The sequence below is a fragment of the uncultured Parasphingorhabdus sp. genome, assembly GCF_963677535.2.
Classification (GTDB): Bacteria; Pseudomonadota; Alphaproteobacteria; order Sphingomonadales; family Sphingomonadaceae; genus Parasphingorhabdus.
The window spans coordinates 1,733,784-1,746,432 of sequence record NZ_CAXXUT010000003.1 but is presented as its reverse complement, the minus strand read 5'-3'; the positions used below and the strand labels follow the sequence as shown (position 1 = coordinate 1,746,432).

Here is a 12,649-nt window from a genome sequence, read left to right as displayed (position 1 = left end):
TCAACATGACCGCAACTGCGGAATTGAACGGTTTGCCCGAGGAACAATCCCGGTCGACAGAGTTTCTGTTATAAAAAAAGATGACCGCAAAAGCGGCCATCCTCCCGAATTTCAAATTTAAGTGATCGGTTTGCCCGACTTGGCACCCGTTAGCGGCGGGCAAGCCGCTCGTTCAGATTCTGCAAAGCCAGTTCTGCTGCCACGCGGGATTTGACCACCTCGCCACTGGCCAGCACGAGATCGTAATTGCGGCTACTGTTTTTGGCAGCCATGAACAACCGTGCGGCATCGCCCATACGTCCCAAACGGGCGTAGGCCTGTCCCAGATTGATCAAGCGAGCCGGATCCCTGGCGTGATCCTTCTCGGAAGCCTTCAGCTGTTTCAGGGCCAGTTCATTGTTCCCCGCCACCAGCGCGTCATAGCCGAGCGCGCCTCTTTCATAACCAATCTCGCCAGACGGTTGCGCCACGGCGGCACTTCCCATCAACAGCATAGCAGTTGCAGAACCCAGAATTTTTGCGGACTTCATGACATCTTCTCCTCTACCGATAGCTCTTTGTTACACAAATATGACAGCGATGCAACATAAGTGCAATAAAAGTGTAATATTTGGCAAGGAGGCCGTTGGCCAAAATGGTGGACAAAGCGCGGCAATAACAAAACCGGCGACAGGATCGCGGGCAACCGCGCGCGCAGCAAACCACTCTCGGAAGCGCGAGGCCGGCTTGGCGGTCAAGCTATTTACAGGTATGGGAAGCGTCTCTGGAGGCCCGAGCCGGAATCGAACCGGCGTACACGGATTTGCAATCCGCTGCGTCACCACTCCGCCATCGGGCCAGAGAGAGGGCGCGAATTGCGTCGCTTTGCTGCGAAAGTCAACCCAAAGTTACGTCCGCAAACCACATTGCCTTCGACAGGTCAAAAAAGGCCCTATGTCGTGCAAAAGACGCAGTTAGCAGAAAATCACCGAAATCCATCTTGGCGCAAAGGGCAAGGCGAGCTAGAAGCGACAACATTCCGCCATAGTGTATTGTATTCATAATACGGAAATGGCATGAACGCACAACATTCATTGCGAGGATCGACGCTTGGGCCAGGAAAATTTCAAACAGATGCGCAAAGCCATGGTTGTAAGCCAGCTGCGCACAACTGATGTCAGTGATCCGCGGGTTATCGCGGCGATGAGCCATGTCGCTCGCGAAGATTTCGTCCCGGCTGCCCAGCGCAGCTTTGCTTATGCAGACCGAGGTGTGCATATCAGCCAGGGTCGAACATTGAACCCGCCGCTCGCCACGGGACGCTTGCTGAATATGGCGCATGCAACCAAAGACGACACGGTTCTCGTGGTTGGCGCTGCCACCGGTTATACGGCAGCGGTGCTGGCGCAACTCGCGGGGAATGTCGTCGCGGTTGAGCAAGACGCCAAACTGGCTGCCATAGCGGCTAAAAATCTGGCTGAATTTGACAATATTCGTGTCGAATCCGGAAAACATGCTGATGGCTGGAATCAGGCTGCACCCTATTCTGTGATTGTCATCGACGGGTTGGTAGAAGAGATTCCCCAGCTATTGGTCGATCAACTCGCGCCGGATGGCCGCATGGTTGCAGCCGTGATGAAAGACGGCGTGTCGCGTCTTGCTCTGGGCCGGACGGCAGATGGCCATATCGGCTATCAATATTTTGCCGATTGCGGAGCAAGCCCCCTGCCCGGCTTTGAAAAAGAAAAAAGCTTTACATTTTAAGGCGTTCGGGAGAGTGACGACATGAGTAGACGCCGCCTTTTCCTGGGAACAGCTATTGTGGCGTTGCTGTCTGCACCCGTGCAAGCGGATACGTTGCGCGACGCGCTGGAAGCTGCCTATCAAACCAACCCGACGCTGTCCGGCGCGCGGGCAGCGCAACGGGCAACAGATGAAACGGTTGCCATCGCCAAAGCCGATGGCCGACCCAGCGCCACAACAGATTTCGGATTTCAGGAGAATTTCCTCCGCAGTGCCAATAGTTTCACGGCTCCGCTGCGCCAATCCACGGCAGGCGGCTCTATCGACGTACCGATCTATTCCGGGGGTGCCGTAAAAAATGCCATTCGCGCCGCTCGTACCCGAGTGGAAGCCGGACAATATGACCTTCGTGCGACAGAAGCGAGCGTGTTCAGCAATGTGGTTGCTACTTATATGGATGTGATCCGCGACACTGCGATCGTCAAGCTGAACCGGGCCAACGTGGGCGTTCTCACGGTCAATCTTGAAGCGACGAGCGACCGATTCGAAATCGGAGATTTGACGCGGACCGACGTGGCGCAATCGGAATCCCGGCTGGAAGTGGCGAAGGGTGACCTGGAAACCGCCCGCGCCAGCCTGATCGGCAGCAAGGAAAATTATATTGCTCTGGTCGGTCGCGAGCCGGGCGAGCTGGAACCGCCTCCGCCTTTGCCGGACATGCCGGAGACTCCGGATCAGGCTGTGGATGTGGCACTGACCTATAATCCGGATCTGCTCGCCGCCAAGGAGCGCAGCGAGGCCGCCGAATTTGATATCAAGACGGCCCGGGCGGGCAACAAGCCGACGGTCAGCACCTACGCGCAGGGACGCTATCTCAATTATCATGGCTCGCTTGGCGGAAATGTCGCCGGCAGTGTGTTCATTCAGGAACAGTCTACCGCCGAGGTGGGAGTTCGTGCCAGCGTACCGATTTATCAAGGCGGCCGGCCGGCCGCCCAGATTCGTCGGGCACAAGCGCTCTCCGGTCAGGCCTACGAACAGCTGATCGCCATTGAGCGCGATGTCATTTCGCAAACCCGTGCGGCCTATTCCAGCTGGCGCGCGGCAGAGCGGGTGATCCAGTCTTCCGAGCGGGCCGTGGCGGCAGCAAGCCTCTCACTGGAAGGCGTGCGTGCGGAAAATTCCGTCGGCAACCGGACCATATTGGATATATTGAACGCCGAGCAGGAACTGCTCAACGCGCAGGTCCAGCTGGTGACTGCCCGCCGCAACAGCTATGTCGCGGGATTCTCCCTGCTCGCCGCAATGGGCCGCGCAGAAGCGCGCGATCTGGGACTGGAAGGCGGACCACTTTATGATCCCGATGTCAATTATGACCGGGTCGACGATATGTTCTACGACTTCCAGAGTGACCCCAATCCCGAACCGCAGGCGACCAGGACCGTTGACACGCAGGCGCAAAAAGCGGAGATAGAACCATTGCCCGAGACACCGAAGCGCCAATAGATGCATGGCGCCGATAGTAGCGGCAACACAGTATAAGCTTGGGGGTTTCGCAAATGGCCGAACAGAACAGGGAATCGTCGATGGAGGAAATTCTCTCGTCGATCAAACGCATCATCGCTGAGGACAAGGCGATCGACGCGGACACCCCCCAGCCGCATCGCAAAACGGCAACAAAACCGGCGCTGCAGGCCGTCCCCGACATCACTCCGGCCGATCGCAATGAAGAAATACTGGAGCTGACCGACGAATTGCCGGGCCATCATAGTTCATCCGCGAGCGGCGTCTTCGGCGACCGCCGCAAGGAAGAACGCTTGATCGACGACAACAAGCTGGACAGCATGCGCCAGTCGCTTTCGGCGCTGGTGGAGAAGGAAGCCATGGAACGCAAACCGGCAGCGCTACCCGCTGGCAGCACATCGCTGGAAGAGCTGACCCGTGACCTGATGCGGCCGATGATCAAGCAATGGCTGGATGCCAATTTGCCCGATCTGGTTGAAGAGCTGGTGGCACGCGAAATCCAGCGACTGAGCGAGAAATAGGCACGCCGATCTAATCGCAATTGCCTTGTCGAGCAGCCGTGCTAAACTGTTGCTCATGACCAAATTTTTCCAAACATTCACCGCCGCCCTGCTCGCAACCGGCATGATGGCCCCTGCGATGGCTGGGGCAAGACCAATGACAGCGCAAGATCTTGCGACTTTAAAACGCATGGGATCGGTTTCGGTTTCTCCCGATGAGAAATGGGCCGTCTTTGACGTCACCGAAACCGATGCGGACAGTTACGAACGATCCAGCGCGCTTTATCTGTTGGACATTGAGACTGACAATGCTGTTCCCGTACCAATTGCCGACACCGCCGGCAAAAGCGAACATAGCCCGGCTTTCGCCCCCGACGGCCGCCTTTATTATCTTAGCGACGCCAGCGGTTCGGAACAGCTCTGGCATGCGCGTATCACAGCAGGCGAGCAAGTGGGCAATCCGGTCCAGGCGAGCGACCTGAAAGCCGACATCGCTGGCTTCAAGCTGTCACCAACCGGCGAAAAAATTGTGCTTTGGGGTGATATTGCCAAAGACTGCCCCACCTTCGGATGCGAAAAAGACGGAAACCGGGCCGAACTTGGCCCCGGAACAGGCCGCGAATATGACGAACTTTTCATCCGCCACTGGTCCAGCTGGGAAACACCGGGCAATTACAGCCGGATATTCGCCTTTGACCTGAAAAACGGGAAAGTCACTGGTGACGGCGCGGCGCTGGATGGTGATCTGGTCGGCGACAGCCCCTCCAAACCCTTTGGCGGCGGCGAGGAAATTGCCTGGGTGCCAGGAGAAGACGGCGTGTTCTTCGCGCTCAGGATCGCGGACCGCAATGAACCGAAGTCGACGAATATCGATATTTATGGCGCCAAGACCAATGGCTCGGGAACCGTCAACTATACCGATGGCAACGAAGCCACCGATACGCTTCCCGCATTTTCTTCGGACGGGGAATGGCTCGCTTGGGCGGCAATGGAACGGCCCGGCTATGAGTCAGACAGGCTTGTCGTAAAATTGCGCAAGCAAGGCAGCGATGAAAGCGATGCGATTGCCTTGACCGAGAATTGGGACCGTTCGGTCGGCTCGATCACCTGGACGCCCGACGACAAATATCTCGTCGTAACCGCACAGGATGTGCTCGATCACCCCGCCTTTGCAGTGGAGGTCGCGACCGGCAAGGTTACCCGCCTGACTGGAAGCGGCAATGTTGGCACAACAATTCCCCTGCAGGATGGTTCGTTGCTTTACACGATGAACAGCCTGCAAGCACCGACAGACCTGTATCGGCGCGCAGCGGATGGTAGTGTCAGGCAGCTGACCAATATCAATGGCGCCGAGCTGGCCGAGATAGATAAGGTAGAAATCGAGCGGTTCAGTTTCGCTGGTGCCAATGGTGACACCGTCTGGGGACAGATCATCAAGCCGGAAGGCGTGCCCGGCAAACTGCCGATGGCCTTTCTGGTCCATGGCGGGCCACAGGGCAGTTTCGGCAACAGCTGGTCCACACGCTGGAACCCCAAGGTGATGGCTGCGCAGGGATATGCCGCAGTCACCATCGATTTCCATGGTTCAGTTGGCTACGGACAGGAATTTACCGACAGCATCAATCAGGACTGGGGCGGCAAGCCGCTGGAAGACCTGAAACTGGGTTATGCCGCCGCTCTCGAGACCGATCCGCAAATCAATGGCGATCGCGCTTGCGCACTCGGCGGCTCTTACGGCGGTTATATGATGAACTGGATCGCGGGCAACTGGCCTGACCGGTTTGACTGCCTGATCAACCACGCGGGTGTATTTGACCTGCGCTCGATGGCGTTAAGCACCGAAGAATTGTGGTTTGACCAATGGGAACACGGTGGCAACTGGTGGACACGCCCCAATCCGGAAAAATGGAATCCGGTGAACCACATCGGAAACTGGAAAACACCGACGCTGTTCATCCATGGGGAGAAGGATTTCCGCATTCCCTACACCCAGAGCATCATGCCGTTCACCGTTGCCCAGGAAATGGAAATCCCTTCCAAATTACTGATCTACCCCGATGAGAACCACTGGGTGCTCAAGGGCAAGAACAGCGTGCAATGGTACCGGACGGTGTTTGACTGGATGGACAAATGGACCGCTACCGATGGGCAGGACAGCGAAGGCCAATGAGCTTTTTCCCCACGGAGGACCGTGACGGCACCACGATTGTCACGCTGACCAACGGCGAACGCAACACGCTCCACCCGGCACTGCTGGAAGAAGGCATTGCGGCCTTTCAGGCACTGGCCGACAACCCTCCCCCACATGGCGTTGTCCTGACCGGGGCGGGCGAGCATTTTACTTGCGGAATGGACACCAAAATCGCGGCGGCGCTGGACAAGACTGGCCAGAAACAGGCCGCTGCCGCCATTGATGCTTTTGCGGCCTCACTTCATCGCCTGCCCTGCGCTTTCGTGGTGGCTCTCAACGGCAACACGATCGGCGCGGGCGGGATCATGGCGCTGGCAGCGGACTGGATTGTCGCGGCACAGGGCGATTATAAAATCGGCCTGCCGGAGGCAAAGGCCGGCCTGCCCTTTCCGTCCGTTCCGCAGGCGATACTGGATCACTGGCTGGATCCTGTCTGGCGGCGCCGGCTGGCTCTGTCTTCGCATTTGCTAAACCCTGTCGAAGCCCTTAGCGCTGGGCTGGCTGACGAGCTGGCAAGCCCCGGGCAACTGCTCGAACAGGCCGTTGCCACCGCACGGGAACTGGCGGCTCAGCCAGGATTCAAGGCCTGCAAACGGCAATTGCGCGCCAAGGCTAATGCCGAGATTGATGCGATTTTGAAGGGTTGAGTGCCGGCCCCGGTGCTTCGCACCTGATGCGGAGTTCCAGGAGGCCAAGATCGCACGTCCCTTTTTAGGCCTCCGCATCAAGTGCGGATCACAACACTGTTGTCTCCCGCCAAAAGCAATGCCAAAGACCCAGCCATGACCTTAGACAAAAATTTCGACCCCGCCGCCATCGAAGCCCGCTGGTATGAACATTGGGAAAACAAGGGCCTGTTCCGCCCGGAACGCGATGATCGCGAACCGTTTACGATTGTGAACCCGCCCCCGAATGTCACCGGGTCACTGCATATCGGTCATGCGCTGGACAATACGCTGCAGGACATCATCATCCGGCACGAGCGGTTGAAGGGCAAGGATGCGCTCTGGGTCGTCGGCATGGATCACGCCGGCATCGCCACCCAGATGGTGGTCGAGCGCCAGATGAACGAACGCCAGCAGAAACGCACCGACTTCACCCGCGAGGAATTTGTCGAGAAAGTCTGGGAGTGGAAAGAGGAAAGCGGCGGCGCGATCACCAAGCAGCTGCGCCGGCTAGGCTGTTCGATGGACTGGTCCAACGAGCGTTTCACCATGGACGAGGGCATGAACGAGGCTGTGCTCAAGGTCTTTGTCAATCTTTATAATGACGGCCTGATCTATCGCGACAAGCGCCTGGTCAACTGGGACCCGGCGCTGAAGACCGCGATTTCCGATCTGGAAGTCGAAACAGTCGATACCAAAGGCAGCTTCTGGCATTTCAAATATCCGTTGGCCGATGGCGTCACGCTGGACAACGGGCAGGATTATATCGAGGTCGCGACGACCCGGCCGGAAACGATGCTCGCCGATATGGCGGTTGCGGTGCATCCATCGGACGAGCGCTACAAGAGCGTGATCGGCAAGGAAATCGAGCAGCCGATCACCGGGCGCCGTTTCAGAATCGTTGCCGACGAACATGCCGATCCGGAACTGGGTTCGGGCGCGGTGAAAATAACGCCGGGCCATGACTTCAACGATTTCGAGGTTGGCAAGCGGGCGGGCTTTGCCGCCAGCGAGATGCTCAATATGCTCGATGGCGAAGCCAATGTCTGCCAGACCGCCGACGGACTGGTGCCGGACGAATATATCGGGCTGCATCGGTTCCGCAAAGACGGCGTCGACGGCGCCCGCGAACTGGTCGTGCAGCAGCTGAAGGAACAGGGCTTCCTGATCCCGCATGTTTCGAAAAACAAGGACGGCGAACCAGTCGAACATGACGCCGAACCGCGCACCATCGCGACACCTTTCGGGGACCGCGGCGGCGTGGTGATCGAGCCATGGCTGACCGACCAATGGTATGTCGATGCGGAAACGCTGGCCCAGCCGGCGATCAAGGCCGTGCGCGATGGCGATATCGAAATCGTGCCGAAAAGTTGGGAAAAGACCTATTTCAACTGGATGGAAAATATCCAGCCCTGGTGCGTCTCGCGGCAATTATGGTGGGGGCATCAGATTCCGGCATGGTTTGACGAAAATGGCAAAATCTATGTCGCGATGAGCGAAGAGGAGGCACAATCGCAGGCAGGCCCGGACGTCACGCTCGCTCGCGACCCCGATGTTCTCGACACATGGTTCTCTTCCGCTCTCTGGCCCTTTGGCACGCTTGGCTGGCCGGAACAGACCAAAGACCTCGAACGCCATTACCCCAATGACCTGCTGATTTCCGGCTTTGACATCCTGTTCTTCTGGGATGCGCGGATGGCGATGCAGGGCATCCAGTTCATGAAGGAAGTGCCGTGGAAGCGGCTCTATCTGCACGGGCTGGTCCGAGCCGAAGATGGCTCCAAAATGTCCAAGTCCAAGGGCAATGTCGTCGATCCGCTCGGCCTGATTGACCAATATGGCGCCGACGCATTGCGTTTCTTCATGGCGGCCATGGAAAGCCAGGGCCGTGACATCAAGATGGATGACAAAAGGGTCGAGGGCTATCGCAATTTCGCGACCAAATTGTGGAATGCCTCGCGCTTCTGCGAGGCCAAAGGGATCGGCGCGAGCAAGACGCTTGCTGCCCCGGAAGCCGCCCTGCCCGTCAACCGCTGGATCATCAGCGAAGTGGTCGAGACGCAACAGGCGCTCGACAAGGCGCTGACCGACCTGCGTTTCGATGCGGCGGCCAACACCATCTACCACTTCACCTGGGACCGGTTCTGCGACTGGTATCTCGAACTGATCAAGCCGGTTCTGCAGGGTGAAGATGCCAGCGCTGCCGACGAAACCCGGATGGTGGCCGGCTGGGTGCTCGACCAGATCATCGTCATGCTCCACCCGTTCATGCCGTTCATTACCGAAGAACTTTGGCACGCAATGGGCGACAGGGAATATGATCTGATCATTGCAAAATGGCCGGCGCCGAAAGCTGCCGTCGATGCGGATGCCAAGGCAGAAGTGGACTGGCTGATCAAGCTGATTTCCGAAGTACGTTCTACCAAGGTCGAGCTTAACATCACCCCAGGGACCAAAATGACCGCCCATGTCCGCGATGGAGACGACAGTCTGCAGGCCAAGGTGGCGCGCCAGCATTCCGCGCTTGACCGGGTTGGACGTCTCGAGGCTGTTTCCTTTGACCCTGCCCCGGAAGGTCCCTCGGCTCAGATCATTGTCGACAACGCGACCTACATATTGCCACTCGCCGGTGCGATTGACATTGACGCGGAGAAGGGTCGACTGAACAAGGCTTTGGAAACCGCTCAAAAAGAAGCCAAATCCCTGAGCGGACGATTGGGCAATCCAAATTTCGTGGAGAAAGCCAAGCCAGAAGCAGTAGAAAAAGCGCGCGCCGATCTGGCCGAGAAAGAGGCAGAATCCGAACGATTGCAGGCCGCTATCGACCGGTTGGGGTGATTGGTCCTGCTCATGCAGGGACCAATCGTCCAGTGTTTGCCCGGATTGCGAAAAAGCCCGGGTTCAGTATCCGGAATAGCGTCTAGCTAGATTTGCCACGACGCATCTTTTCTGCCGCAATCCGCATACGTTCGGCACCCGCGCGCATTTTTTCGGCGGCCCGGCGTATTTCTGGTGCACCGTTCAGCAATTGCGATGCTGTGAAATGCGTATGTCCGCGACCATTTTGACTGGCCACTTCACGTTCACGAAACTCCGCATCGCTCTCCAGCCGATCCGCATAGGCTTCCATCTTCTCGGCTCCCCGCAGCATTTCTTCTGCGCCTTTTTCCATGCCGACGGCGCCTTCAGCCATACCGGCCTCGACCTGCGCCTTGATTACCCGAGCGAGCGTTTCGCTCCCTTCCTTTTCTTGCTGATGATCCGTATCTTGTGCATGCACCACCATAGTCGGCACTAGCGACGCCGCAACCAGCCCCAGTCCCGCAAGCAACGGGAAATAACGTTTCTCGACCATCGGATTCTCCATATCAGTCAGCCAAGCCCAATGCCTGGTCCGTTGACTACAGACGTAATCGATGCTTGGAGATTTGAAAGTCGCTATCGATCAACAACCGAGGAGAATGGACAAACGCTCCGGTGCCGGTTAGCGGCCCTGAGCTCTCCAGCGCTTGATCACACGCTGGACAATCTCTTCCTCGCCGCCATGTTCGCGCCAGAGATCGGAGAATATCGGGTCTTCCGAAGCAGGGCGACGTTCCTCGGCAAGCGTATCCAGCGAAACGCGGATCGGAATCGCGACACCTTCGCCACAGCAGATGACTTCGCGATTGCGCAAGGCGGGGATGGAATCGAGAAAACCGCGCGCGCCCTCGGGCATCGCGGCTTTCACGAAAGCCTGGTCACGATCGTTATTCAGACGCATCGACAGGATCGTACCGCATTGCGAGAGCACCCCTTCGGCGAGATCCGACGGGCGCTGTGTGATCAGCCCCAGAGACACGCCATATTTACGGCCTTCCTTGGCAATCCGGCTGAGGATATCGCGAACGCTGCTTTCCTCGGAAACATCGTCATTGGGAATGTAGCGATGCGCTTCTTCGCAAACGAGGAGCATTGGTCGTTGGGGCTCGTTGCGCGCCCATATTGCATAGTCGAATACCAGCCGGCTGAGCACGGAAACCACGGTCGGTGTGATTTCGGACGGCATCGCCGAAACATCGATGATCGATATTGGCTTGCCTTCGGATGGCAGTCTAAAAATCTTGGAAAGAAACGCCGCCATAGTGTCCCCGACGAGCATGCCGGAAAACATGAAACTATAGCGCGGATCGGCCTTGATTTCATCGATTTTCGATTTCAGTCGCTGGTAAGGCGCACTGTTTGTCGCCTTGTCGAGCTTGCCCATTTCATTCTGCAGGATCGTTGTCAGATCGGACAGCAGATAGGGGACCGGTGAGTCCACCGTCAGCTTGGTGCCGCCGGTTGCTCCTTGACTCTTGGCTTTTGCCGCCAGCAGACATTTGGCCAGAATATCACAGTCCATCTGCTTGGCATCGCCCTTGGACTGGACAAATACTTCACAATGCTCGCGGAAGTTCATCAACCAGTAGGGCAGATTGAGATTGTTCACATCGAATAATTTACCGTTACCCTTGAAGGCGGCTGAATATTCACCGTGCGGGTCAATCATCAGAATATGGCCTTCGGGTGCAAGATCGCATATTTTGTGAAGGATCAGAGCTGCCGCTGTCGACTTACCGGTACCGGTCGATCCTAGAAGCGCAAAATGCTTGCCGAGCATGGCGTCGACATAAAGCGCACCGCGGATATCATCGGTCGGATAGACGGTACCTACCTCGACGTTGGCGCGACCGTCGGAGGCATATATCTGTTTGAGGTCGGCCGTCGTGACGGCAAAGACCTCTGAAGCTGGTGTCGGATAGCGGGTGACACCGCGGCGGAAATTGTAGATCTGGCCGGTCAGTTTTTCTTCGTCACCTTCGCCGAGAAAATCGATCTCGGCGATCACCAGTCCGGACTGGCCTTCGAAAAGGCGCTGGGTCCGGATATTGGCTAGCAACCAGGTTTGGCCAACGCGTATCTTAACCTGGCTACCAACCTGCCCCGCGGTTTTGATGGTCGGGTCCACATGGTCCTGAAGTTGCGCAAGCACTGCGGTATCCATAAGGATTTTTGATCCGGAGCCGGCAATTTCGATCACCTCGCCGATTTTATAGCCTTCACTACGCTGCGAAGGGGCCCCCTGGTTCTCCTCCTCCAGCGTTGCAATTTCGGCCTCCGCGAGAGGCGTGGCGGCGGGGAAATTATGAGAACCCATATCGGACATCGGTTATTTTCCTGTTTTACTGGTCAGGACACCGAACTAGTCGAACATGGTTAAGGAAGATTTACTCGGGCAACAGAAAGACAGGCCAAAGGTATAAGCGGTCCGGCAAGCATTACATCTTGCGGAACAGATAACCCGCAGACCAGCCGAGAAAAACTGAAATAAGTACCGCGATCAACCCATAGAGAAAGCCGTAATTCTGGGCAAGATTGGTGATGAAGCGGCCCATTCCGGTCTTTTCAATGGTGATTTCTTTTACTTCGGCAGCCTCCACCCGACCATCGATAACAAGAAAGGTTTCTGCGGTATAATCTCCAACCGGTACGCTGGCCGGCAGGTTGATCCGCGCCTGATAGAGTACGCTATCGGTGATCTTCACGCTATTCGGCAGATTCTTGAACAAATTTCCCCGCGCGTTCAGATCAACCAGGCCGTCAACAAAACGATCCAGTTCACGACTGTCAATCGCCCCGGCCGGAGAAAGCTGCAAATGGTGCAGTCCCAGTTCGTAAATATCAGCGGTCTTGCCGTCGACAATTTCGTCGATCGGCTTGGAGGATGCAATCGCGTAGAAACCGGGAGCCGACCGAAACTCGCTGCTCGCCGCGTTAACCCAGATTCCGGCGATCTGCTGCTTTTCGCGCACGACAATAGATTTGACCGGTCCCTTGAGCACCACCACGATATCGGCCTGATCGGTATTGCGGGTGCCCGGGGGATAGGTGATGGCACCAAAAAGCAGTAGCTGCGCACCATTGAAATCGCCCTTGATACTGATCCGGTCCTGCGAGACTTCGGGAACCAGGACCGGCGTTGCGGCAATTGTCAGCATGGCAATACCGAACATTGCCAGCAAGCG

At 57.1% G+C, this 12,649-nt stretch carries 10 protein-coding genes and 1 tRNA gene; 6 read left to right on the top strand and 5 right to left on the bottom strand.

The genetic code is table 11. The features are described from left to right. Positions 1–149: 149 nt before the first annotated feature. Both ACHZCJ_RS15490 and ACHZCJ_RS15485 read right to left on the bottom strand, forming a co-directional pair. Positions 150–530 carry a hypothetical protein gene (locus ACHZCJ_RS15490; protein ID WP_321327439.1) on the bottom strand — a complete coding sequence of 127 codons (381 nt, stop codon included), beginning with the start codon at positions 528–530 and terminating at the stop codon, positions 150–152. 234 nt (positions 531–764) lie between these two features. Next, positions 765–838 (bottom strand) — tRNA-Cys (locus tag ACHZCJ_RS15485). Positions 839–1,089: 251 nt separating this feature from the next. On the opposite strand from ACHZCJ_RS15485, the gene ACHZCJ_RS15480 reads away from it, so the two are divergent. The 6 genes from ACHZCJ_RS15480 to ACHZCJ_RS15455 all read left to right on the top strand — a co-directional run bounded on the left by ACHZCJ_RS15480 (position 1,090) and on the right by ACHZCJ_RS15455 (position 9,440). After that, on the top strand, positions 1,090–1,743 hold the full coding sequence (locus tag ACHZCJ_RS15480; protein ID WP_321327438.1) for a protein-L-isoaspartate O-methyltransferase: 654 nt from the start codon (positions 1,090–1,092) through the stop codon (positions 1,741–1,743). A gap of 21 nt (positions 1,744–1,764) precedes the next feature. Beyond that, the gene (locus ACHZCJ_RS15475) at positions 1,765–3,228 is read left to right on the top strand and encodes a TolC family outer membrane protein (RefSeq protein ID WP_159645185.1); all 1,464 of its coding nucleotides are present in this window, start codon (positions 1,765–1,767) and stop codon (positions 3,226–3,228) included. Between the two features lie 53 nt (positions 3,229–3,281). Beyond that, the gene (locus tag ACHZCJ_RS15470; RefSeq protein WP_159645194.1) at positions 3,282–3,767 is read left to right on the top strand and encodes a DUF2497 domain-containing protein; all 486 of its coding nucleotides are present in this window, start codon (positions 3,282–3,284) and stop codon (positions 3,765–3,767) included. A 55-nt stretch (positions 3,768–3,822) separates the two neighbouring features. After that, entirely contained in the window at positions 3,823–5,916 is a 2,094-nt protein-coding gene (locus ACHZCJ_RS15465) for a S9 family peptidase (protein WP_321327434.1), read from the top strand. Beyond that, positions 5,913–6,584, top strand: a complete 672-nt coding sequence (locus ACHZCJ_RS15460; protein WP_321327433.1) for an enoyl-CoA hydratase/isomerase family protein — start codon at positions 5,913–5,915, stop codon at positions 6,582–6,584. The genes ACHZCJ_RS15465 and ACHZCJ_RS15460 overlap by 4 nt, the downstream gene beginning before the upstream one ends. A 135-nt stretch (positions 6,585–6,719) precedes the next feature. Then, positions 6,720–9,440: a valine--tRNA ligase gene (locus tag ACHZCJ_RS15455; protein WP_321327431.1), complete on the top strand. Its 2,721-nt coding sequence runs from the start codon at positions 6,720–6,722 to the stop codon at positions 9,438–9,440. An 82-nt stretch (positions 9,441–9,522) separates the two neighbouring features. On the opposite strand, the gene ACHZCJ_RS15450 is transcribed toward ACHZCJ_RS15455, so the two are convergent. The 3 genes from ACHZCJ_RS15450 to ACHZCJ_RS15440 form a co-directional block, all read right to left on the bottom strand. Continuing rightward, positions 9,523–9,957 carry a hypothetical protein gene (locus ACHZCJ_RS15450; RefSeq protein WP_321327429.1) on the bottom strand — a complete coding sequence of 145 codons (435 nt, stop codon included), beginning with the start codon at positions 9,955–9,957 and terminating at the stop codon, positions 9,523–9,525. Positions 9,958–10,086: 129 nt separating this feature from the next. Next, positions 10,087–11,790: an ATP-binding protein gene (locus ACHZCJ_RS15445; RefSeq protein WP_394700145.1), complete on the bottom strand. Its 1,704-nt coding sequence runs from the start codon at positions 11,788–11,790 to the stop codon at positions 10,087–10,089. Positions 11,791–11,902: 112 nt separating this feature from the next. Beyond that, positions 11,903–12,637: a TIGR02186 family protein gene (locus ACHZCJ_RS15440; RefSeq protein WP_394700170.1), complete on the bottom strand. Its 735-nt coding sequence runs from the start codon at positions 12,635–12,637 to the stop codon at positions 11,903–11,905. Positions 12,638–12,649 lie beyond the last annotated feature (12 nt).

What these genes read in the sequence shown, in the direction of transcription:
- ACHZCJ_RS15490 (WP_321327439.1), bottom strand. Translation starts at nt 530, where the DNA reads ATGAAGTCCGCAAAAATTCTGGGTTCTGCAACTGCTATGCTGTTGATG.
- ACHZCJ_RS15475 (WP_159645185.1), top strand. Translation starts at nt 1,765, where the DNA reads ATGAGTAGACGCCGCCTTTTCCTGGGAACAGCTATTGTGGCGTTGCTG.
- ACHZCJ_RS15470 (WP_159645194.1), top strand. Translation starts at nt 3,282, where the DNA reads ATGGCCGAACAGAACAGGGAATCGTCGATGGAGGAAATTCTCTCGTCG.
- ACHZCJ_RS15465 (WP_321327434.1), top strand. Translation starts at nt 3,823, where the DNA reads ATGACCAAATTTTTCCAAACATTCACCGCCGCCCTGCTCGCAACCGGC.
- ACHZCJ_RS15460 (WP_321327433.1), top strand. Translation starts at nt 5,913, where the DNA reads ATGAGCTTTTTCCCCACGGAGGACCGTGACGGCACCACGATTGTCACG.
- ACHZCJ_RS15455 (WP_321327431.1), top strand. Translation starts at nt 6,720, where the DNA reads ATGACCTTAGACAAAAATTTCGACCCCGCCGCCATCGAAGCCCGCTGG.
- ACHZCJ_RS15450 (WP_321327429.1), bottom strand. Translation starts at nt 9,957, where the DNA reads ATGGTCGAGAAACGTTATTTCCCGTTGCTTGCGGGACTGGGGCTGGTT.
- ACHZCJ_RS15445 (WP_394700145.1), bottom strand. Translation starts at nt 11,790, where the DNA reads ATGTCCGATATGGGTTCTCATAATTTCCCCGCCGCCACGCCTCTCGCG.
- ACHZCJ_RS15440 (WP_394700170.1), bottom strand. Translation starts at nt 12,637, where the DNA reads ATGTTCGGTATTGCCATGCTGACAATTGCCGCAACGCCGGTCCTGGTT.